This is a genomic window from Kribbella sp. VKM Ac-2569, from assembly GCF_004216905.1.
In the GTDB taxonomy this organism is placed as follows: domain Bacteria; phylum Actinomycetota; class Actinomycetes; order Propionibacteriales; family Kribbellaceae; genus Kribbella.
This window is the reverse complement of the sequence record NZ_SGXJ01000003.1, coordinates 282,210-304,905: the sequence shown is the minus strand read 5'-3', so window position 1 is coordinate 304,905 and position 22,696 is coordinate 282,210. Positions and strand designations below refer to the sequence as shown.

General features: G+C 67.5%; 17 protein-coding genes. 1 reads left to right on the top strand and 16 read right to left on the bottom strand.

What is annotated here, in order from left to right:
• Positions 1–2: 2 nt before the first annotated feature.
• The 9 genes from EV649_RS21695 to EV649_RS21655 form a co-directional block, all read right to left on the bottom strand.
• On the bottom strand, positions 3–1,604 hold the full coding sequence (locus EV649_RS21695) for a GMC family oxidoreductase N-terminal domain-containing protein (RefSeq protein ID WP_130385384.1): 1,602 nt from the start codon (positions 1,602–1,604) through the stop codon (positions 3–5).
• An 84-nt stretch (positions 1,605–1,688) separates the two neighbouring features.
• Complete coding sequence (locus EV649_RS21690; RefSeq protein ID WP_198682621.1) at positions 1,689–2,789, bottom strand: methyltransferase; 1,101 nt, start codon at positions 2,787–2,789, stop codon at positions 1,689–1,691.
• Positions 2,790–2,792: 3 nt separating this feature from the next.
• Positions 2,793–3,287, bottom strand: a complete 495-nt coding sequence (locus tag EV649_RS21685; RefSeq protein ID WP_130385383.1) for a hypothetical protein — start codon at positions 3,285–3,287, stop codon at positions 2,793–2,795.
• Between the two features lie 96 nt (positions 3,288–3,383).
• Positions 3,384–4,790, bottom strand: coding sequence for a PLP-dependent aminotransferase family protein (locus EV649_RS21680; RefSeq protein ID WP_130385382.1), 1,407 nt, complete (start codon positions 4,788–4,790; stop codon positions 3,384–3,386).
• An 80-nt stretch (positions 4,791–4,870) separates the two neighbouring features.
• Positions 4,871–5,518, bottom strand: coding sequence for a GAF and ANTAR domain-containing protein (locus EV649_RS21675; RefSeq protein WP_130385381.1), 648 nt, complete (start codon positions 5,516–5,518; stop codon positions 4,871–4,873).
• A gap of 70 nt (positions 5,519–5,588) precedes the next feature.
• Positions 5,589–6,539, bottom strand: coding sequence for a YihY/virulence factor BrkB family protein (locus EV649_RS21670; RefSeq protein ID WP_130385380.1), 951 nt, complete (start codon positions 6,537–6,539; stop codon positions 5,589–5,591).
• Entirely contained in the window at positions 6,536–7,159 is a 624-nt protein-coding gene (locus tag EV649_RS21665; RefSeq protein WP_130385379.1) for a DUF3618 domain-containing protein, read from the bottom strand. The genes EV649_RS21670 and EV649_RS21665 overlap by 4 nt, the downstream gene beginning before the upstream one ends.
• Positions 7,135–7,560: a phage holin family protein gene (locus EV649_RS21660; RefSeq protein WP_198682620.1), complete on the bottom strand. Its 426-nt coding sequence runs from the start codon at positions 7,558–7,560 to the stop codon at positions 7,135–7,137. The genes EV649_RS21665 and EV649_RS21660 overlap by 25 nt, the downstream gene beginning before the upstream one ends.
• Before the next feature lies 1 nt (position 7,561).
• Positions 7,562–8,131: a hypothetical protein gene (locus tag EV649_RS21655; RefSeq protein ID WP_130385378.1), complete on the bottom strand. Its 570-nt coding sequence runs from the start codon at positions 8,129–8,131 to the stop codon at positions 7,562–7,564.
• A 926-nt stretch (positions 8,132–9,057) separates the two neighbouring features.
• On the opposite strand from EV649_RS21655, the gene EV649_RS21650 reads away from it, so the two are divergent.
• Positions 9,058–10,176, top strand: a complete 1,119-nt coding sequence (locus EV649_RS21650; RefSeq protein ID WP_130385377.1) for an endonuclease/exonuclease/phosphatase family protein — start codon at positions 9,058–9,060, stop codon at positions 10,174–10,176.
• 177 nt (positions 10,177–10,353) lie between these two features.
• Here EV649_RS21650 and EV649_RS21645 read toward each other — a convergent pair whose 3' ends face one another.
• From EV649_RS21645 to EV649_RS21615, 7 genes are all read right to left on the bottom strand, one after another.
• Positions 10,354–13,989: a PQQ-binding-like beta-propeller repeat protein gene (locus EV649_RS21645; RefSeq protein WP_130385376.1), complete on the bottom strand. Its 3,636-nt coding sequence runs from the start codon at positions 13,987–13,989 to the stop codon at positions 10,354–10,356.
• A complete protein-coding gene (locus tag EV649_RS21640) occupies positions 13,986–15,065 on the bottom strand; it encodes a HupE/UreJ family protein (RefSeq protein ID WP_130385375.1) in 1,080 nt (359 codons plus the stop codon). Before EV649_RS21640 ends, EV649_RS21645 begins: the two co-directional genes overlap by 4 nt.
• Positions 15,066–15,294: 229 nt before the next feature.
• A complete protein-coding gene (locus EV649_RS21635) occupies positions 15,295–17,871 on the bottom strand; it encodes a DUF4153 domain-containing protein (protein WP_130385374.1) in 2,577 nt (858 codons plus the stop codon).
• Positions 17,868–18,566 carry a response regulator transcription factor gene (locus EV649_RS21630; protein WP_241998509.1) on the bottom strand — a complete coding sequence of 233 codons (699 nt, stop codon included), beginning with the start codon at positions 18,564–18,566 and terminating at the stop codon, positions 17,868–17,870. Before EV649_RS21630 ends, EV649_RS21635 begins: the two co-directional genes overlap by 4 nt.
• Before the next feature lie 112 nt (positions 18,567–18,678).
• Positions 18,679–20,769 carry an elongation factor G gene (fusA, locus tag EV649_RS21625; RefSeq protein ID WP_130385373.1) on the bottom strand — a complete coding sequence of 697 codons (2,091 nt, stop codon included), beginning with the start codon at positions 20,767–20,769 and terminating at the stop codon, positions 18,679–18,681.
• A 385-nt stretch (positions 20,770–21,154) separates the two neighbouring features.
• The gene (locus EV649_RS21620; RefSeq protein WP_130385372.1) at positions 21,155–21,853 is read right to left on the bottom strand and encodes a hypothetical protein; all 699 of its coding nucleotides are present in this window, start codon (positions 21,851–21,853) and stop codon (positions 21,155–21,157) included.
• Positions 21,854–21,902: 49 nt separating this feature from the next.
• Positions 21,903–22,679 carry a phytanoyl-CoA dioxygenase family protein gene (locus EV649_RS21615; protein WP_130385371.1) on the bottom strand — a complete coding sequence of 259 codons (777 nt, stop codon included), beginning with the start codon at positions 22,677–22,679 and terminating at the stop codon, positions 21,903–21,905.
• Positions 22,680–22,696: the final 17 nt, after the last annotated feature.

Below are 22,696 nucleotides of genomic sequence, written 5' to 3'. Positions count from 1 at the left end.
TATCAGGCGTCCTCGAGGATGAAATCGGCCGCCCGCCACGCCAGCGCCGAGACCGGTCCACCGAGGTTGCCGGACACCATGATCGGCAGCACGGAGGCGTCCACGACACGCAGGTTCGTCACGCCGCGAACCCGCAGCCGCGTGTCGACCACGTCGTCGTCGTTCGGCCCCATCGCGCAGGTCCTGACCGCGTGGTAGCCCGGGGTGCCCGCGACCAGCCCGGCGTCGACGATCTGCTGGTCGCTCTGCACGTCCGGCCCGGGAACGGTCTCATGCTCGACCCGCTTCGCGAGCGGCCCGGTGGCGAACAGGCGACGCAGGCCGCGGAACACGTGCACCGACGCCGCACGGTCATGCTCCGTGGCGAGGTAGTTGGCGTCGATGTCCAGCGGTGCGTCGGGATCCGCCGAGGTGATGTGGACGTGGCCCTCGCTGTCCGGGCGCAGCATGTAGCCGATGCACATCATCCCGGGCTCGTGCTCAATCTGCAGAGGCTGGCCAGGTTCGAGCGGCAGCATCGAGAACGGCGCGATCTGGAACTGGGCGTCGGGCCGGTCGAGCTCCGGCCGGCTCTTGAAGAACCCGGCGATGTCGAACGACGGCGCCGCCATCACTCCGGTCCGGCTCGTCTGGTACCGCTCCATCGCCTCCGCTTGGCCTTCCGGGGTGCTGAGGAACCTGTTGTAGCCGAGCTCTTCCGCGAGCCGGAACTGCAGCACGAACACACGGTGCTCGCGCATCCGGCCACCGACATTCGGACTGTCCACGACGATCTGGACGCCGGCGGACCGCAGCTTGTCAGCGGGCCCGAGGCCGGAGAGCTGCAGGATCTTGGGCGTGGCAAGGGCGCCGGCGGCGAGAATGACCTCACGATTGGCGACTGCCTCGACGGCCTGCCCGTTCTGCCGCCCGCGCACACCGACTGCCCGGCCGCCCTGGATCACCACCTGGTCGACGATCAGCTGCACCAGCACAGTCAGGTTGGGACGGTCCAGGACCGGATGGAGGAACGCGCCCGCCGCGGTCACCCGCACGCCGTCGCGAATCGTCGCCGTCGCGTAGCCGATCCGCTCCCCATCGGCTTCGTTGAGATCGTGCGTCCGCCGCCAGCCGAGCTCGGTACCGGCGGCGATGACGTCTTCGAGGAGTGGGTCGTCGCCGCCGACAGTCGAGACCCGCAGCGGGCCGCCCTCGCCGCGTACGTCGGAAGCCCCGAGCGGGTTGTCCTCAATGGTCTTGAAGACCGGGAGCATGGAGTCCCAACCCCAGCCCGGGTTGCCGAGGAGCTCGATCTCGTCCCAGTCCGGGCGCTGACCGCGGTTGTAGATCATGCCGTTGACCGCGCTGGACCCGCCGAGCGTCTTGCCCCGCACCCAGTGCTCGACCTGCTGTGTCGGTCCGAACGGACGGGTCGGGAAGTGCCACGCGCTGTTCGGGTCACCCAGCAACTGCCCGAATCCCCTGGGCATCGCAATGAGCGGGCTGGTGTCTTGGTCACCAGCCTCGACCAACAGCACGCTGGTACCAGGGTCTGCGGAAAGGCGGTTGGCAAGGACACATCCTGCCGAGCCCGCGCCGACGATGACGTAGTCGAACTGTGCCACGAAAGCTCCTATCGCTCGCCGAGTCGTCATGGGTAAGTGTTCCTGCTGAACGGCCGCCTCTCCAGCGCTGAGTAGCCGACTGCACTACTTGTAGGCGACCGCTGCGCTCGCGGGACCGGCGAGGGGCAGAACCTCGACGTCGCGGAAACCTGCCTCGCGGCACCACCCGGCGAAATCGGCGCACGTGAAGTCGAACGCATCACCGAACTCGATCAGCATGTTGAGCGACATCATCAGTCCGAATGCGTTCTCGCGCCGGGCGTCATCGATCAGGTTCTCGATGACTATGTAGGCGCCGCCGTCGGGGAGCGCCTCATAGGCCGCCCGGATCAGGTGCAGTTTCCGCTCGAGGTTCCAGTCGTGGAGGATCATGCCCATCGTGATGACATCCGCCTTCGGCAGCGGGTCGGCAAAGAAGTCGCCGGAGGCGACGCTGATGCGGTCGTCCAGGCCGGCTGCAGCGACCGACCGCTCGGCGATCGGCGCTACGACCGGAAGGTCGAAAGATGTCAAGCGCAGGTGTGGGTGGTGGCCGGCGAGCACGGCGCACAGCTGCCCGGTTGCGCCGCCTACGTCGCAGACGGTCTCATAGCGTGAAAAGTCGAACGTCTCGGCGAGCGCGTGGAAGTTGCCGAGCGAGATGCCCGTCATCCCGTCCATGAACTGCTCGAGTCGCGCCTCGTCGCTGTAGAGCTCCTCGAACATCGGCTTGCCAGTGTGCTTCACCTCGTTCTGCGGCTTGCCCGTCTTGAGCGCCTCCGTCAGGTCGCCCCAAAAGCCGTAGAGCCGTGCATTTGACATCTCAAGGATGCCGCCCATGTACGTGGGGCTTCGTTTGTCGAGGAAGGCCGCGGTCTCCGCGGTGTTGGAGTAGCGGCCTTCGCTTCCTTCCGCGTCGCGTTCGAGGAACCCGAGCGCGACGAGCGCGTCGAGGAAGTCGTGAATCCCGCGCGAATGAAGTCCAAGCGCGTCGCGGATCGCCTCGGCGGTCATCGCGTCGTCGCTGAGCTCTGTGAAGAGTTCGAGCTCAACCGCCGAGAGGAGCGTCTTCGACGGCCAGAACCCCATACCCACCTGCATTACGTGCGAGGGGTCAAGTTGCGTCTGCGGCATAGATTTCTCCGTTTCTGAGTCAGCGAGCAGCTCGCCTTCCTGCAGCACCAGCCAGGCCCCGTCGACTGCCATCGGTCAGCTCTTTGCGCGGCAGGCTTCGCCTTGGATTCGGGTGACGAAGTGGTCGGTCTCGAAGTGTTGGTTGAGGTAGGTGAAGCCGGTTGCGCCTTCGTAACGGCCGGTGCCGCCGGTGAACTCCTGGGTGCCGCCGGCGTGGCCGAGGCCGGTGGTGGTGTCGATGTTGCCGATGCTGGTCTCGAGGGCCGTGAGCGTCGCCCCGTCCTTGAAGGTGTACGTGATCGTGCCGCTGACTGCGCGATAGCCGGGTGATGTCGACGGCGGATCGGCACGGGAGCCGAGCACGAACACGGTGTTCGCGTCGAAGCCGTGTTTGCCGCGGACGGTGCCGATGACGCAGGCCTGGGCCGGGGGCGGGCAGCCCTCCGTGACGACCTTGTCGTAGATCGTCGCGTCGATCTGCTGGCAGCGGGGCGACGCGTTGGCCAGGGACGTGCTGACGACGGCACAGGCAGCGGCGATCGCGAACGCGGCGATGCGCAGGGATCTCATCGGACCTCCTGTTGATGGGTGTCCGCGGCAGCTTAGGAACGGCGCCGAGCCGGTGGCACGGCCGATTCGAGGTGTTCTGCGCCAGTCCGGTCTCGATCAGATAACGCGGCGCAGCGCGGCGAGTCCGTCCGGGATCCGGTCGGACGCGATGGCGCCGTACCCGAAGACGAAGCCGTTCGGGCCGGAGCGGTCGATCCCCCAGCGCGAGATCGTGCCAACGCTCACGCCCGCCGCGAGAGCGCGCGCGGCGAGGATCGTGTCATCCGGTTGTCCGGGCGTGAGCAGCGCGGCCATATGCGTCCCGCCGATGGACTCGATCGGCTCGAGAATGCCGGCGAAGTGCTCGCGCAGCGTGCCGATCAGCAAGTGATGCCGACGCTCGTACGCCCGCCGCATCCGCCGGATGTGGCGAGCCAGGCCGCCCTCCTCGATGAAGGCTGCGAGCGCGGCCTGCAGGTGGCCGGCGGTGCCGTAGTCGGCGACGAGCTTCGCGCGGCGCGCGGCTTCACCCAACGTCGCCGGAACGCCGAGAAACCCGACCCGCAAAGCCGGCAGCAGCGTCTTGGAGAACGACCCGACGTACAGGACGCGGCCCTCACTGTCGGTCGCCTGCAGCGGTGTGAGCGGACGTCCGGTGAAGCGAAACTCCGAGTCGTAGTCGTCCTCGACGATCGCCGCGTCGTGCCGGGCAGCCCACGCGAGTAGCGCGGTACGGCGCGACTCGGACATCGGCATGCCGAGCGGAAACTGGTGCGACGGCGTCACGTAGACCATCCGTGCCTCAGCCGGGAGTTGGTCGACAACCAGACCCTCATTGTCGACGGGCACCCCGACGACGCGGGCTCCGTGCGCGAGGAATCCTCGGTAGGCCGGCAGGTAACCGGGATCCTCGACTGCCACCGTGTCGCCCGGTTCGAGCAGAACGCGCGCGGCGATGTCGAACGCCTGCTGCGCACCACTCGTAATCACGAGCTGCTCAGGCGCGATCCGGACACCGCGACTCACCACGAGATGCCGCGCGAGCACGTCACGCAGCCGGGCCGAGCCCGCCGGGTCGGCGTAGTTGACCTCGGTACGCAGGCGCAGTTGATCGTTGAGCAGCGCTCTCCACCGTGCGAACGGGAACTGGGTGCGCCCGGGGATGCCGGGCGCGAAGTCGAATTCGGGTTCCGGTCCGGCGAGATCCGGAACTGCGAGCTGCTCGGCGGCCCAGATCGGCCGCGGCCGGAGCGGGGACGCGGCCAGCGCTGCCGTAGCGTGGCTGCGCCGGTCGGTGACGATCGTTCCGATTCCGGCGCGCGAGCGGATGAGCCCGTGCGCGGCGAGCCGCTCATACGCCGCGACCACCGTCGCCCGCGACACCGACAACCGGGCGGCGAGGTCACGAGAGGACGGCAGCACCGTTCCTGCGGGCAAGGCGTCGGTGCTGATTCGCTCGTACAGCTGTGCGTAGATCTGCTCGACCAGCCCGCCCTCCTCGCCCAGGTGCAGATGGAGATCCATTCCGGCATTCTCGCCAACGAACCACCTCAGCGTGAAGCGTCCTCTGCAGCGTGGGCGGCGCTCGGTGAGGACGGTGCGAATCATCCGTGGGTGGCGGCGATCAGGCGGCGGGCGATCTCTCGGAGTTTGATGTTGCCGTCCTGGGACAGGCGGGTGAGGAAGGCGAAAGCGCGGTCGTCGGTCAGGTGGTAGCGCTCCATCACGATGCCGACCGCCGTACCGATCATGGTGCGGGTCCGGACCGCTTCGCGCAGATTCTGGATCTCGCGGGCGTAGTCGATCGCCATCGCGGCCTGGTGCCGGAACAGTTCGCCGAGCGCACCCAGATCGCTGAAGGCACCGACGTTCTCGGAGTACAGGTTGAGAGCCCCTCGGGACTTGGGAGCGTCGAAGAGCCGGATCCCGGCCTGCGCGCGGAGACCGGCGGCCACCGCGCTCACGGCGTACCGCGGAAAGCGTTCGTCCCGGGCAAGATCGGGCGACGCGACGTGCACCTCATCCGCGGCCGCTTCGTAGCACGGGCCTTCGCGCAGCTCGTACTGCGCCGCATCGACGCCCCACAACACGTCGTTCGTCGGCGCGACCGTCTCCAACCGGCCGTCGGCGTGCAGGATCGTGATACTCGCGTAATCGGTCTCCGGCAGCGCCTCGACCGCCGCCGCCGTGATGCGACTGAGCGTGTGGTCGAGGTCGCCCGGAGTCAGCGTCGTCATCAGACGCTGCGCCATGGCCAAGAGCCTGTCGTCGTTCACGACTCCCGGTACCCGAATCCGTCGCCTCCGCACGCCGAAATCACAGCTACTTCGGGATGGAGTCCGCCTTGACGGCGTTTCGCCGGCCGAGGGGGCGCGGCTCGCCGGTGGTGGTGTCGCGCGCGGTCTGCTGCTCGGCTTCCGCGTTGATCTCGGCCCCGAGCAGTACGGCGTACGCGGTCAGCCAAAGCCACAGCATCAGGACCACGGCCGCGGCCAGGCTGCCGTAGGTCTTGGCGTAGTTGCCGAACGTCTCGACATAGACCGAGAATCCGATCGACGCGATCAGCCAGATGATGGTCGCGACGGCGGCGCCGATCGACACCCACCGGATGCGTGGCGCGTCGCGATCCGGCCCCAGCCGATAGGTCACAGCAAGCGCCACCGAGATCAGTACGACGGCGAGCACCAGCCGCGCCACTTCGAGCAGGATCCGGACCGGTGTCGCGACACCGGTCCCGATCGCCGCGCCCGCCGCGAACAGCGCGATCGCGAGCAGGACGAAGACGATCGCGCCCAGCGTCATGCCCAGCGCCAGGAGCTTGCGGCGGACGAACCCGCGCGTCTCCTCCTCGTCGTACGCGAGATCGACCGCGGTCAGCAGATGTCCCATGCCGCCCGACGCGCTCCACAGGGCGGCGATCACGGCGATCGCGACGCCGATACCCAATCCTTGCCGCGGCGCCGAGGTCAGAGCGTCGAGCTGCTGGAGCAGCAGCTCGCGCCCTGACGCCGGCATGGCGGCCGTCAGATCCTCGACCTGGTTGCGGATCTGCGCGGGATCCGCAACCAGCCCATAGGCCAGCACACCGGCGACGACGGCCGGGAACAGTGACAGGAAGCCGAAGAACGCGACGCCGGCCGCAAGCAGCGGAACCTGGTCGGCCTTGGCCTCGGCCCAGGCCCGCCGGATCACCTGCCACCAGCCGGTCGCCGGGATCTGCGTCGGCTTCTCGGCATCCACACCCGGAACGGCCGGTCGTCGTTCGTCGGTCATGAGCTCGAGAAACCCGCCTGCCGGCCGTTGTCGGCCGAGTCCTTGGCATCGTCCGCGACGTGTCGAGCGGCGGAACGGCCCTCGTCCGCCACATCGGTGGCTGCCTCTGACGCTGACTGTTTGACGTTCTGCACAGCCTGTTGCGCAGGCTCCTGGAGGTTGTCCTTCACCTCTTGCGCCATCTGTGCGGCCTGCTCCTTCACCGGACCGGCGGCCTCCATCGCTTTGTCCTTGGTGTCTTGGGCCAGCTCGCGCTCCCGCGTCGACGCAGGCAGCGCCGCGGCGACGACCCACCCGGCCGTGAAGGCGATCAGTCCGGCGGCCAGCGGCGTACCGCGAGTTCGCGCCCGCGCCATGTCTGGTGCCGAATCCACCGCCTCACCGATCTTGCTGCCTGCGTCCTGCACGGTCGACATCGCCGAACCGGCGGTCTCGCTCACCGACCCCGCCGAACCCATCACGTGATCCTTCAGCCGACGGGCCCCACCACGAGCCCGGTCGAGGCGCCGGCCGACGACGCGGCTGGGGCTGACCTTCTCCGTCAGGGCATCAACGTCGCGACCTACGCTGCGCCGGGTTTGCTCGATCTCCCGCTTCAGCTCTTCCGGGTCTTCAGCCATTTCGCGTCCTCCTTGAGTGATTCGACCGTCTGGTCGGGTTTCGGGTGCACCTCTTGGAGCTCCTTGCGTCCCACCACCGCCAGTACGGCGGCAACGACCGCCCAGACGGCCGCGACGATGAGCGCTGCCCAGATGAGATCCATTGCCTTGTCCAGAGCCCACATCACCGTGAGCGAACCGAAGAGGGCGACCATCCAGCCGGCGATGGCCGCGCCGCCCAGCATGCCCGCGCCCTTGCCTGCCTTCTTCGCCTCCGCCTGCAGTTCAGCCTTCGCCAGCGCGAGTTCCTGGCGCGTCAGCTGACCCAGGTCGGTGGTCAGCTGGGAAACCAGCTCGCCGACCGACTCGTCCATCGACATCCGTTGCGGACTGCTGCCGGGTGGCGATCCGTCGACAGTCATCTCACTGCTCCGGTCCTGGCCGCGGCGTGACCGGCGTACTCATCGGCGTCACTGAGTTGACCGGCATCACTGTGTTGTTCGGCTCGTCAGGACCGCCCGAGGCCAGGGCTCGGGTCAGGCGTCCGGCGACGACGCCGGCCGCCGCGGCGACCAGCAGGAATGTGCCGGGCCTGCGCCGCGCATACGAGCGAACCTCGTCCAGCAGGTCGGCGGGTTCGTGCTGCTGCAGGAAATCCGCGGCTTGATCGGTGAAGTCGGCGCCCTGCCGTGCGAGTTGGGCACCCAGGCCCGACTGGCCGTGCTCGGCCATACCGCGCAGTTCGTCGCTCACCGAACGAAGGCCGGTGGCGGCACGGTCTTTCTGCTGACGCGCTTGCCCGGTAAGTTCCTGTCGCGTCTGGCTCGCCAGCCGCCGGGTCTCCGCACGGACGTCCGACGTCACGTCCGACACCTTCTCCTTGGCCGTACCCGCGACCTCGCGAGCAGTGTCGGCCGACGTCTCCTTCAGCTGCCCGGCCCGGTCCCGGGCGGTGTCGGCCACACCTGCCGCCGGCGGGCTCTCTGCGTTCATCCGATGATCTGTCGTTGGCGACATGTGACGACTCCTTTCAGGAGCATTACTGTCGTCACGAGGCGCCGCGCCTCATCCGCCGTACGACGACGACGGCAACAAAGCTGTAGGGGGCGGCCTGCTCGGGCCGGCGGGCGCAGCATTTCTGCCTCGCAACAAGGACTTACCGAAATGGCACACTGCCGTACCACATTCGAACTCAGTCGATCGGTACCCGCAGCCCAAACCCACGGACTTCAAGAAGCTGCTGCTCGACAGGAGAATCGGCGCGTGACCGCACGCGCGAGAGGTTTGAGGACTGCGACCGTTGGGAACCCCAATGCAACTGGTGCTCAATTGAGCACCTACGGGTGGGAGGTCGGTTATGTCTGTCGGCGGGGTAGACACCTATTACGACTACGACGAGCGCTAGTGGAAGTTCCGTCGCCTGGGCGGGGGTCCGGTCCATCCGGCTCGCATAGTTCCCGACCCGCCTGAGACAGCGGTCACCGACGACCAGACGACGCGGGCATCGCATCGCGGTACGTCGGGGTCCCGAGCAGGACGCCGCCGCGCCACCACGGGCGACGGCTGATCCACCAACTGTCTGCGAGTCGGTAGAACGACCGCAGTACAGAACGCTTCGCGCCGGGCAGCACACGGCCAGGCCGAGTGCAGCCAAGCTCGAAAGCCGGGTCTCGTCCTGGCGCCCGGGGTTGGGTCCGGCGCGAAGCCCCTGTTCTCCTCGCCTGGGCCGGAGCGATCACAGCTGGGGAGCCTCACTCCCTCTGTTTGCGAGTCAGCATCGCTGTGTGACGAGCTGTTGATACGTGGCGTTGAGTGCGTAAGCATGACAGGTGTTCTGCCGCGTTCGATGGTGCGTGAGGTCGACTGGCGTAGGGGACGGTCGATCCGCCAAGTCGCGGCGAGGTCGAGGGGGATGTGTCATGCGCATTGCATCGTTCAATGTCGAGAACCTGTTCGCACGTGCCAAGGTGCTCAATCAGGAATCGTGGACGGCGGGGAAGCCGGTACTGGCGGCCCAGGCAGAGCTCAACGCGCTGCTTGAGGAGCCGGTGTACACCGACGCCATGAAGGCTCGGATACTGGCCCTGCTGGAGATCTTGGGTCTGCAGCGGTCAGACGACAGTGAGTTCGTCCGGTTGCGCAAGATCCGTGGCCAGCTGCTGCGCCGACCGCGGTCCGGTCCGGTGCAAGTGGTCGCGACGGGTCGCGCGTCCTGGATCGGCTGGATCGAACTGAAGACCGAGGAGGTCGACGAGCTGGCCATGCAGCACACGGCGATGGTCATGCGCGACGTCAACGCCGATCTGCTGGGCGTGGTCGAGGCCGACAACCGTCCGCTGCTGAAGCTGTTCTCCGAGGCGCTGCTGACCAAGGTCGGGGGCAAACCTTACGAGCAGGTCATGCTGATCGACGGCAACGACGATCGCGGCATCGACGTAGGCGTTCTTGCCCGGGCCGACTATCCGTTGGAAGCGATCCGCAGCCATGTGTTCGACACCGACGCCGAGGGAGTTGTCTTCAGCCGGGACTGTTGCGAGTACCAGTTCACGACACCCGGCGGCCAGTCGCTGGTCGTGCTGGTCAACCATTTCAAGTCCAAGGGCTACAGCACGCCGGGCGATCAGTTGGGACGAAAACGACGCGGCCGGCAAGCGGTCCGAGTCGCCGAGATCTATGACGGTCTGCGGGCCGCAGGCAACGACTTGATCGCGGTCCTCGGCGACTTCAACGACGATCCCGTCAGTACCGCGCTCGAGCCACTCATCGACGGGACAGATCTACGCGACATCAGTACCCACCCTGCCTTCGATTTCGGGCCGCGCAAGGGCACCTTCGGCAGCGGCAACGAGAAGGACAAGATCGACTACCTGCTCCTGTCACCCGCGCTGTTCGCCCGGGCATCCGGCGGCGCGATCTTCCGGCAAGGCGTCTGGCATGGCCCAAGAACCAAGAACCCCTGGCCCATCTACCAAACCCTCACCGCCGACGTTCACGCCGCCTCGGACCATGCCGCCATCTACGCCGACCTCGACCTCTGAACTCCACGCGGCCGGCGGATCCTGCCTGTTCGTCGTTCGGATCATCGTTCACGGCGGATCTCCGTTCGAGAGCAGACTGCTCTCAATCCAACACTTTGGTCCACCGGTTCTCAGCGATCGTCCAAGAGTTGGCACACCCGGCGGCTGGTGCGCGCCGGGTGTGCCGTCGGGTTCAGCTCAGAAAGCGAACGGGTTCAGTACGGCGAACTTGTCGGTTGCTCCGCCGTTCGAGGCTGCGACGATCCGGCGGGTGATGGTGTGGGAGCCGTCGGCCGGGAGGTCGAGCTTGAACTTCGACATGGTCCAGATCGACTGCGAGTACCCAGTGAAGGGACCGCTCGCCGTGTCGTAGACGAGGCCGTAGGTCTGGTTGTCGGCGCCCGTTCCGGACTGGCCTATCCAGCGTTTGGCGTCCGGGGTCTGGGCGAACGGGCCGCCACTGGTGACGGGAGCGTTGCCCGAGACAGCCGAGCGAGAGCCCGCGCCGTCGTGGTCGAGCGCGTCGCCGGCCCACACCGTCAGCGGCGCACCGGTCGCGTTGGTGAAGGTCGTGGCCGCGGTGACGAACTGCTCGTCCGCGGTCGCGGTGTACGTCGTGACCACCTTGAGGTTCGGGTTCTCCGCCGAGGTTCCGGTGGCCTGGACGACCGCCTTCTCGCCGGTGTTCTCGACGATCCGTACGTCGGTCGACCGTACCTGCAACTGTTGCCAGGCGCTGCCTCCGGTCGGCTCGGTGGTGCTGACGTACGGCAGGTTGATCCAGTCCAGCTGGTCCGGCTGTCCGGTGATCGCCATGTCGATGACCTTGCCGGGAGTGGACGGTGTCATTTGCGAGTCCTGGAACACCTTCGCGATCGCCATCGCCAGGTGCTTGTTCTCGATCACGATGTCGCCGACGCCGCCCTCGACCAGCCCACTCGGCAGCCGCTTGCCGATGCTCGCGTCGACGTTGACCGGCGACACCTCCAGATCCGCCTGGTAGGTCCCACTGTCTCCGGCCGCGATCCCCTTCGACGCGGTTGCGTACCCGAGCCGGGCAACCTGCACGGTGTAGGTGCCCGCACCCTTCGAGAGCCCGACCTGGTAGTTGCCGGCAGCATCGGTCGTCGTGCGGCCGACCGCCGTACCGTCCTGCACGACCAGCACGGTGCCATTCGCGACCGCCGCGCCGGTGGTCTTGTTGGTGACCTTGCCGGACACCAGCGGCCAGGGCTTGGCGACCGAACCACCCGGAGTGAACGCGTACAGGTTGCCATCGAACGCACCCGCGACCACGGTATTGCCGCTGACCGCCGGACCGGCCGACACCCAGGTACCGATGTCCTGCGACCACAGCGGCTGGCCGGTCCACGCGTCCAGCGCGTAGAAGCCGCCACTGTTGGCGCCGACGAACAGGGTTGTCCCGGTCAGCGCCGGCGAGGTGAAAGAGCCACCCCGGTACTGCGAACCCGGCAGCAGCTGGTCCCAGATCACCGCACCCGTCGTCGCGTTCAGCGCTGTGACCGCGCCGCTCGGGAAGGACATGTAGACCGTGTTGCCCTTGATCGCCGCCGCGGACGGGGTCGCGCCGCTGCTCACCAGTGACGGGTGCGAACTGGTGTACGACCACAGCACCGCACCGGTCGCACCGTCCCGGGCGACGATGCCGTTGTTCGAGCCGATGTAGACCTTGCCGTCAGCAGCGGACGGGACGCCGTCCTGCCAGCCGCCGAGCGTGTCGGTGCCCTGCCAGAGCTTGGCGCCGGTCTTCAGGTCGTAGGCAATCACGACGCTGCCGTCCTGGTTGCCGACGTACACGCGGCCGTCCGCGACCGCCGGCGTACCGTCGCTCATCGTGTTGCCGGCCATCGGCGACGCCCACACCCGCTGACCGGTCTTCGCGTCCAGGGCCAGCAGCAGACCGGTGGCCGCTTCACCGAAGCGGGTCTGGTAGGGGAACAGCACCTTGCCATCGGCAACAGTCACACCGTAGTAGCCGTAGGTGCGCTGGTTATTGCCTTCCGGCGCAGGCCCGGGATCGTTCCGCCACTTCAGCTGGCCGGTCTTGGCGTCCACCGCGAACAGCGAGCCGCGCAACGTCGGCACGTAGACGAGACCGTCCGAGACCGCGACGCTGCCATGGACCGATGACGGCACGCTGTAGCTCCACAGCTTCTTACCGGTCGCCAGCGAGACGGCGTGTACGGCGCTGTTGCCATCGCCGTTCTCGTCGCGGGTGCCGGCGTACACGACGCCGTTGACGATCACCGGCGAGCCGGTGACGAAGGTGCCCCTGGTGCGGTACGACCAGGCCAGGCGCTGTCCCGCCGCGATCGCGTCGGTCGCGACGCCACTGTGCATGGCGTCGCCGTGGTGCTGCGACCAGTCCGCACCGGCGACCGGCTGGATGGCCTTCTCACCGGTGAAGGTGAAGTCCGACGTCCGCGTCCAGATCGCGCCGTTCTTGTCGGCGGCTTCCACGACGATCCGATGCTTGCCGGTACGGACTCCCCGCGGCAGGTCGGCGTACCAGGTGAACTCGCCGGTCGACTGCAGCGGGCGCCAGTCGGTGTTGTCGAGCTTGTAGCGGCCCCGAACCGGCTGATCGGTGGTGTCGTAGGCATTCACCTGGATGCCGGGGAACCGGTCGAGCGGGATCGTGGTGCCCGGTGCCGGCGAGACGACGGTCAGGTCCTTCTCCGCGCCGTAGATCCGGAACGGGTTGTCGAAGGTCTTGTTGTTCATGTGCACGAACCGGAACCCGCGCGGCGCGTTGTCGATCGTGTACGAACTCGACACCGTCTGGATGTGCTTCGCGGTGCCGGCGAAGTCGCTGTTCGGTTCCACATCGTTGGAGTGCTCGTGGCCGACCAGGATCAGCTCGGCGCCGTACTGCTCGAGCACCTTGCCGTACTCGTCGTACACCGACGGCGAACCGAACGGAACGTTCATCGGCTGATGCGTCAGTACGACGAGGTGCTTGCCCGGCTTCATGTTCTTCGCCAGGTCGGCCTTCACCCACTCCAGCTGCTCGGCGAACGGTGCGGCGCCGTTGTTCTCGAGGACCAGGAAGTGCCGGTCGCTGTAGTCGAACGAGTACCACTCCGGGCCTACGTGCTTGCGGTAGTTGTTGATCCGGATCGCGTACGTCGCACCCGCCGAGTACTCGTGGTTGCCGACGGCCGGCCACACGGGAACCTTCGAGTTCGCGGTCCCGCGCTTGTAGGTCTCGAACTCCGCGTCGGTCGCATTGTTCGTCAGGTCACCGCTGACCTGGATGAAGGCGAGATCCTGCTTGGTCGAGTTGATCTCGGTGATCTGCTCCGGCAGCTGGGCGTTCACGTGCGGGTCGGCGACGTTGCCGAACGTGAACCCGCCGCTCGCCGACAACTTGTTCTTGCGCAGGCCGAAGTCGGCTTCCCTGGTGTCGCCGTCGACGAGCTGCCCGAGGTTGCGGAAGAACCCGGGCGTCATGTTGGCATCGGTACCGACGTCGTACCCGGCCGGCTGGGTGACGAAGACCAGATCGACGTCGCGGCGCTCGACGTCCGTGGTGAAGGTGTAGCGGCCTTGCGCGTCAGTGGTGACGATCTGCTGACCGTCGGACACGGCGACGCCGGCGAGGCCGGCCTCACCGGAGTCGATCCGGTTGTCGCCGTCCCGGTCCTCGAAGACCGTGCCGGTGATGGTGGCGCTCGGCCCGTCGACGGCGTCCGCGACGACGCCGGTGAGCGGTACGGCGATCACCAGCACGGCCAGGCCGCCGGTCACGCCGTACAGGAGTTTGTGCCACTTGGTTGTCTGATCGCGAGACGAGCGGGTCAGGCGAATCATGCGAGAAGGAACCTTTCTACGAACCAGTAAAGGCCGAAGACGGCGACGACCCCGGTCGCCGAGCGGACTACCGGAACCGCGACGCGGGTCCGGCGGATCAGCAGGACCAGTGGGAACACGGCCAGGAGCAGGAGCGCCTGGCCGACCTCGATGCCGACGTTGAAGCTCAGCAAGGACGCGAGGAGTTCAGGACTGACCTGATCGGTGATCCGCAGCGACCCAGCGAAGCCCAGGCCGTGCAGAAGACCGAAACCGAACACCACCGGGAGCCGGTGGCGCGTGGAGCCGAGCAGATTCTCCACCGCGACGAAAGCGATCGACAGCGCGATCAGCGGCTCGACGATCACCGCCGGCACCGACAGACCGCCCAGCAAGGTGGAAAGAAGGGTGACGCTGTGCGCCACGGTGAACATCGAAATCACCTGCACCAGGCTGCGCAGGTTCGCAGCACCGAGGATCAGCGCGACCACGAACAGAACATGATCGAGGCCGAGCAGGATGTGCTCGACGCCCATCTTCCCGAACTGCAGGCTGGAACTGGCCAAGGTGTTGTCGCCGACAGTGAAGTCCTGGTGCGACCGGTCGAACACGGTCCGGCCGGATCCGTCCACGAAGCTGTACTCGGCCAGGTTGGTGTGGTCGTCGGCGACGGCTTCGCCGGTCGCGAACACGTCGTACCTCAGCCTGAAGGCGCCGGTCGAGCCGGGACATTCGAAGATGAGGCCCAGGTCGGCGTACGCCTTGGTGGCGCGTTCGCCGACCGCGGTCGTCTCGAGCACGGGCTCACACGCCGCACCGTCGACCGAGACGATCACGCGGTCGTGCAGGTACTCGCCGATCTCGTCCTTCGCGGTGTCCAGAGCCTGCGATCGTTGCCCGTCGTCGGTCGCTGGTCCGCTCAGGGCGACGGCGCGCGAGAGTACGTCGTACTCGAGGCTGAGCAGCCAGGTCACCCGATTGCCCTCTTGGTGGACGCTCGAGTAACCGGTCGACGCGATGACGTGCGCCGAAGCAGACGAGGCACCGGTCAGGAACAACATGACCGTAAGCCCGGTGAGCACCAGCAGGCGTCGCATGAGATCTCATCCCACGCGACTCCGGCAACGTCTCAGTGACCCCTCAGCAAACAACCCGCCAACGCTGGCCCTCGCGGGTGGCGGTGAAGCCGAGGGCGTCGGCGTAGTCGAGGTGGGTTCCAGTTCACGCCGTACCCGCTGGAGGTCACGCGATCCCGTCGCGGGCACCTACACCGCCCGGCTCACCAGTCCGGGCGGCACGACAGACCGAATCGGCGTACCCAACTCGTTACCCCGCAGGCTCGCTTCTGCAGGTGACTGGAGTGGCGTCGGCGTGGGCGCGGATGAGTGGGTTGGCGCGGTGGCGGCCCAGGTTCCACTCGAGCCAGTCGTTCTTGCTGGGCTCACGAGCGGTCAGTGCGCAGTAGACGACGTCGTCCGGCAGAGTGGTGAGTACTGGTACGGCGTCATCGGAGAGCCCTTGTAGGTAGTACCAATCGACTTTGCCGGTCGCGGCGTACCGGTCCACGTTGTGCTGGGCGATCCACGCGTCCGGGTTGATGGCCGCGATCCCAAAGAGGAGGCTGGCGCCGCTGAGCAGCGCGGCCCGCGGCAGCCAGGCAGCCTTCATGGTCACGCCGGCCACAATCACACCGATCACGAGCAGACCCAGCCAACCCTCGAACACGTCGACGAGCAGCCGGAGCTGGGTGAAGCCGTACGCCTCCTGGTAGACGTGCATCCGGTAGAGCGCGGACGCGACCACCACCAAGGTCAGCAAGCAGAGCAGACCGAGCGACCCACGCAGCCAGGCCACGTCAGCAGGCGTGGCACGCGGTGCCTTCCGAGCCGCGGCCCACACCACGAGCAGAGTGAGCGCAGTGGCCACAGTGAGCTGGCCGAAGCCCTGGTGGACGTACTCCGCGTAGGTCAGCCCAGTGATGCGCTCCAGGTACTCGTGCCCACCGAAGTTCGCAGTCGCCTGCGCTGCCAGGAAGACCAGGAACACCGCATCCACAAGCAGTACCGGCACAAGCCACTCGTACCGGCGTGCGACCGGCCGCACCGGAGCGCCCGCAGGCTCGACCCTGGGCGGATTCAGCCCCAGGTACGTCGCTGCCAGTACGACGCCACCTACTGCCACGGTGATGAACGCACGCAGTACGAACGTGTCGAGATTCAGATCAGGTACGACGACGCCCGCCCACTCGGCGAAGACCGCATCGGCCGACGCGAACAGCAGCCCGAAGACCAGAACCGCCAGCAGCGACCACACCGCAGTCCGCAACGCCGGAGCGCTCGTCCGCAGACCTCTCACGGCCTGTGCAGAGCGACCCAGCCACGGCAGTCCCCGGAGCCCAGCGAGCGGCCAGGCCAAGCCGGCCAGCACGAAGCTCGGTAGAGAGCGGCCGTTCACCAGTCCGGCCATGCACACCGCGCCGCCCGCCAGCAGGCACAGGACCACGATCCATTCCGCGTCCCGCAGTACAGCTGTCACGGCCAAGAGCACGCAGAGAGCGGCGCAGGCTTGCGTGAAGCGGGACCGGCGGTTGACGCTGAAGCCGAGGACCACTCCCCCGGCTGCTAGCAGTACGACGAGCGTGCCGACACCGAGGTCGCGGAACGGCAGGACGATGCCGGCCAGCAGGCCGACTGCCAAGCAGTACAGGACCGCACGGACGTTGCCGTGCAGGCCGGTCTCCGGCCAGAACCTGCCGAACAGCGTATCCATCCCTGGCTCCGGCACTCGCACTGGCGCTGCAGCGGGTGCGGGCGTCTCGACCGGCTTAGGCATGTCGGGCTCCCTCTTGATGACCTGCGTGTGTTGGCGTTGTTCGTGCTTGACGATCTGAATGTGTTGACGTGGTTCGTGCGGTAGGTCGACGCGGACGCGGGCACCCGTGCTTCCGGGCGCGGGGTCGACGAAATGGATGGTGCCGCCGTGGAGATCGGTCACCCAGCGGGCGATCGCGAGACCCAGACCTGTGCCACCGCCACCGCCCGCCTCCGTCAGCGTCCCGAACCGCTCGAAGACTCGGTCCCGGTCGACGGCAGGGACACCTGGCCCGTCATCCGCGACTTCCAAGCGCCACCCGGTGGCCGTGGCCTCGGCGGTGATTCGGACGACTCCACCGGCAGGACTGTGCCTGGACGCGTTGTCGAGCAGGTTGGCAATCAGCTGGTGCAGCCGTGCTGGGTCAGCCGGGACACTCAAGTCCTGCGGCGTGACGCGTACGTCGTACCGCACCTCACGACCAGTCACTCGAGCCTCGGCGACGGCCTGCTCCAGCAACTCCGTCACCGCGACCTGTGTGGTCGACAGTGGAGCCGCACCGGCGTCCACGCGGGCCAGATCCAATAGATCCGAGGCGAGTGCCGAGAGCCGCTCTGCCTGGTCGAGCGCTGTCCGCAATGCGACGGGGTCCGACTCGGCGACTCCGTCTACCAGGTTCTCGAGTACGGCACACAGGGCGGCGAGCGGCGTACGCAACTCATGACTCACGTTGGCGACCAGCTCACGGCGTTGGCGGTCGACGGCCTCCAAGTCCTCAGCCATCCGGTTGAAGGCCCGCGCCAGCTCCCCCACCTCGTCGCTCGAGGTCGCGGTGACTCGGCCGGAGTAGTTGCCGCGCGCCATCTGCCGGGCTGCAGCGGTCATCTCGCGGAGGGGCGATGTCATGCCGACTGCCAGCAACTGGGTCACGCCGAGGGCCAGGGCCACCGTGACCGGGATGCTGAGCCAGGCAGGTACGTCGCCGACCGCACCCACCGCGGCGACGACCGAAGCCACCGTCACACTGATCGCTACGAGCAGACCGAGCTTGACCTTGACCGACGTGACCTGATCCATCAGCGGGCCGCTCACGTCGTACTCCCTGGCTCGAGGGCATAGCCGACGCCGTGGACCGTTCGCACGCGGTCGGCGCCGATCTTGGCTCGCAACGCCTTCACGTGGCTGTCGACCGTGCGAGTCCCGGACGCACCCGGCCAGCCCCAGACTTCGGCGTACAGGTTCTCCCGGGTCAGGACGTCACCCGGCTTCGCCGCCAGACAGAGCAGCAGATCGAACTCGGTCGGCGTCAGATGGACCTCGACCCCGGCGGCCCAGACCCGGCGCGCGGCCGAGTCGATCCGCAAGTTGCCCACCTCGGCGGCCGGCCGGGCAGCCAACTCGGCAGCCCGCTCGACCCGCCGCAGCAGAGCCGCCACCCGAGCCACCAGTTCCCGCATCCGGAACGGCTTCGTGAGGTAGTCGTCCGCCCCCAGCCCGAGCCCGACCAGGATGTCCGCCTCGTCGTCGCGCGCGGTCAGCATCAGTACCGGGACCGGCCGCTCAGCCTGGATCCGCCGGCACACCTCATGCCCGTCGAACCCAGGAAGCATCACGTCCAGCAGCACAAGGTCCGGCGTGCTCGCAGCGAACAGCTCGACCGCTCCAGGCCCGTCCCACGCCTGCACGACGTCGTACCCGGACCCACGCAGCCGGTCAGTCACCGCCTGGTTGATCACCGGCTCATCCTCGACCACCAGAATCCGGCGGCCCACTCCGTCAACTACCACGCTCCGACCATAGGAGCCGACCTGGTCACACAGGCACCACGACTCGTGAAGGTTCTGTGCAGGTTGCGGCAGCAGCTTTCGAGGAGTGTGCCTTTGAGAGCACTGGTTGGTTCTACCGGGGCGGAGTTTCCTCGGACCTCGTGCCTGGTGCCGGGATGTAGCCGGTGGTTCGGGTGGTGAAGGTTCCCCGGCCCTGGGTCCGGCTGCGCAACTGCGTTGCATAACCGAACAACTCGGCCAGCGGGACGGTGGCGACGATCACCATCGTGCCCGGCCGCGCGGTCGAACCCGAGATCCGGCCACGCCGTGCCGCCAGGTCGCCGAGCACGCCGCCGACGGCATCCTCAGGCACGGTCGCCGTGACCTCGGCGACCGGTTCCAGCAGCACCATCGCACTGGCACGCAGCGCTTCCCGGAGCCCCAGCCGACCGGCCGTACGGAACGCCATCTCCGAGGAGTCCTTCGGATGGGTGGCTCCATCCGTCAGCGTGACACGCACCCCGGTCACCGGGTGCCCGCCGAGGGGCCCCTGGGCCAGAGCATCCCGGCAGCCTGCTCCGACGGCGCGGACAAACTCCTGCGGCACCCGTCCACCGACGACGACCGACCGGAACGCGAAGTCCTCCGCGCTGTCGTCATCAACTGCCTCGAGCGGTTCCACGTCGAGGGTGATCTGGGCGAACTGACCGGCCCCGCCGTCCTGCTTGACGTGCCGGTACACCAGCCCGGACACCCCGCGCGCGACCGTCTCACGGTAGGTCACCTGCGGCCGGCCGACCCCGACCTCCAGCCCGTGAGCACGACGAATCTTCTCCACCGCGACCTCTAGGTGCAGCTCACCCATGCCTGACAACAGCGTCTGACCCGTCTCGGAATCGGTTCGGACCGTCAGCGAGAGGTCCTCATCGACCAGCCGCGTCAATGCCGACGCGAGCCGGTCGGTATCGGCGCTCCTGCGGGCCTCGACTGCCACGGAAACGACCGGGTCTGCCACGGCCGGCGGTTCGAGAACCAACGGTGCTGCCGGCGCGCACAGGGTCGCGCCGCTTCGTGCGGACTTCGGCCCGACGACCGCGACGATGTCGCCGGCGAACGCCTGCTGGACCTCCGCGTGCTGGTCGGCCTGCACCCGCAGGATCCGGCTGATCCGCTCAGTGCGTCCCGCGCCCGCGTCCACCGTTTCTCCCTTCCGAATCGTTCCCGAATACACCCGCACGTACGTGAGCCGCCCGGTGGCGGTCGAGCTGACCTTGAACACGAGCGCCGCGAACGGCGCCGCCGGGTCGGCGACCCGCTCCTGTACGGCACCGTCCGACATGCCGCGCACCGCGGGCACCTCCTGTGGCGAAGGCAGATAGGCGACGACGGCGTCCAGCAGCGGCTCGATCCCGCGGTTGCGGTACGCCGACCCGCACAGCACCACCACGCCGGTACCAGACCGGGTCAGGTCCCGCAGTGCGGCAGCCAGCGTCTCCGCCGAGACCGTTGACCGCGCATAGAACTCCTCCAGCGCGACCGGGTGGAGCTCGGCAACGGTCTCCTCGAGCAGCCGACGCCGTCGCCGCGCCTGTTCCAGAAGGGCTTCAGGCACAGGGCCCTCCGCAAAGGTGTCGCTGCCGTCGAGCCAGACGTACGCCCGCATCCTGATCAGATCGATCACTCCGCTGAAGCCCGCCTCCTTCCCGATCGGCAACTGGATCACCAGCGGGGTCACGTGCAACCGCTCGCGGATCGAGGCCACCGCTGCGTCGAGGTCGGCGCCGGGGCGGTCCATCTTGTTGACGAACGCGATCCGCGCCACCCCGTGCCTGTCGGCCTGGCGCCATACCGACTCACTCTGCGGTTCGACTCCCGCGACGCCGTCGAACAATGCGACGGCACCGTCGAGCACCCGCAGCGAGCGCTCCACCTCGTCAGAGAAGTCGACGTGGCCCGGGGTGTCGATCAGGTTGATCGAGTGTCCGTCCCAGTTGCAGCTGACGGCCGCGGCGAAGATCGTAATTCCGCGATCGCGTTCCTGCGAGTCGAAGTCGGTGACGGTCGTGCCGTCGTGGACCTCACCGCGCTCGTGAGTGGTGCCGGTGAGATACAGGATCCGTTCGGTGACGGTGGTCTCGCCGGCATCGACATGGGCGAGAATGCCGACATTGCGCAGGCCGGACAGCGGGCGGTTCTGTTGAAGGTGGTCAAGGTTTGTACGCATGGGGCCGATGGCCTCTCGGGTGCTCCGGATCGGGACAGCGCGATTCGCGGACGAAGCGGCCTGTGGTCAGGCCATACGCCACACCCCCGGCGGCGGCTCGGCATGCAGCCGCCTGCAGGACAGGCTGGGTCAGTTCGTCACGGACAGGAGCCGACCGCGCAGCCGGCACCTGACACACGAAGACACCAGGATCACGTCGTACCGTGACCGGGGAACACTCACAGCGGTGCTGTAACGCACGGCCGGGCTCCCCTCACTCGTCAAGGCGCCTGCCGCTCTGTCGTGGCGGCGCTCAATTCGATCCAAGCGTAAGGGACCGGCGATGCCGGACCACCGGATTTCACCGGTAGGACCGAACCGACCGTACGCGACGACCAGCCGCGCCCTACCGGGGAATGATCCCGCTTCGCCCCTGCCACGAGCCGTGCTCTGACAGCGGCCGGAACCGGAGGGTGGCGAACTCGTGGTGGAAGTCCCTGCGCCGGCGTTCGGTCATTGCGGCGGCATGACGGTCGGGATCCGGGACAGTGCTGTGGCCGTGCACCATCTCTTCCATCTCCCGTACGGACCGCCAGACCGAGAACGTAGAGATCGTCCGGGGCGGGCGCATCGCGGCCAGCGCCAGCGTGGCCCCCGGATGGTCGCGAACCAGCCGTTCCACGGGCTTGCCCCACTTGAGGAACCTCGGCACCTCCAGGAGGCGCATCCGGGCCAGCGTGACCGCCACGACGGGTTCGGCAGGGTCCCACTCGCCCGCTCTCGCCGGAAGGTCGGGCAGCGCCGCAAGCCGCGACCAGCGGCGCAGGAACTGCATACGCACGTGCCAGCCTGCCGCTAACTGCCTGCCCAGGGGGTCATCCGCCAGGAAGGTCTTGACCGCCGTCTCGTCCTCCCACCGCGCGAACATCGCCATCCGACGCAACTGCATCCGGGCCGGCGAGACGGTCGGGGCACCGAGGCGCATCAGCGCCAGGCACTCGGCGTACCGCAACCCAGGCGTGGACGGCGCAGTCGGCGCCTTCCACAGTGCACCCGCCGTCGTCGTCGGACGGAGCTCCGCGAGGTGGAACGTAAAGATTGTCATCGTTGGCAACTGTCCCACGTCGGTGTCGTGGGGGAAGCGGGTTTGTGGGTCAGATCGGCAGCGGATCGTAGTTGGCGCCGAAGGGGGCGTCTGGTCTTGCGAACTCGCCCATCAGGGCGCGCCTCAGAGGCGTGGTGCGCTCGAGGAACTCGGGATCGTTGGTGAAGCGGTCGGCCGGGCGGACCCATGGTGGGCTGTAGACGTAGTGCGTCGTGTAGCGGTCGTGGTCGCCGTCGTGGCGGAAGGTTCGATGCCAGACGCCGTTGTGGAACACCAGAGCAGCCCCGGCCTCGGCGCACACGACATGGCCGATCGCGATGTCGTCGTTGCTCTCACGGACTGAATCAGGGAGACCGACCCGCGAGCGGTGGCTGCCGGGAATCAGCTCCATGTTGCCCATGCCGGGCACAGTCTGGTCGGTGAGCAGATACGACACGCGGAGCTGAAGCAAAGGAACCGGGTATCCCAGGTCCTTGAAGTCGAACGCGGACGATCCGTCCTGGTGCCAACGGCCGTTCCCCGCGTGCGCCGGCTGCATGGTGTTCCAGCCGGCCTGCAGCACGAACCGGTCGCCGAGCAGACCCTGCACCTTCGGAAGGACGTCAGGATGATCCATGAGCCGCTCGAGAACCGGCTCACTCTCGTAGGTCCGGCCGATCTGCCCGAACTCGCGATCGCGGTTCTGGTGCAGACGCTGGGAAACGTCGTAGGCCTCGGCGGCCTCGTCCTTGGTCAAGACGTTGGGAATCATGAAGTAGCCCCACGACTCGAAGATGAAGCGGTCGGTCTCGGTCAGCTGACCTTTGTCGACGACGGGATCGAGCATCACTGTGTCCTCTTCTT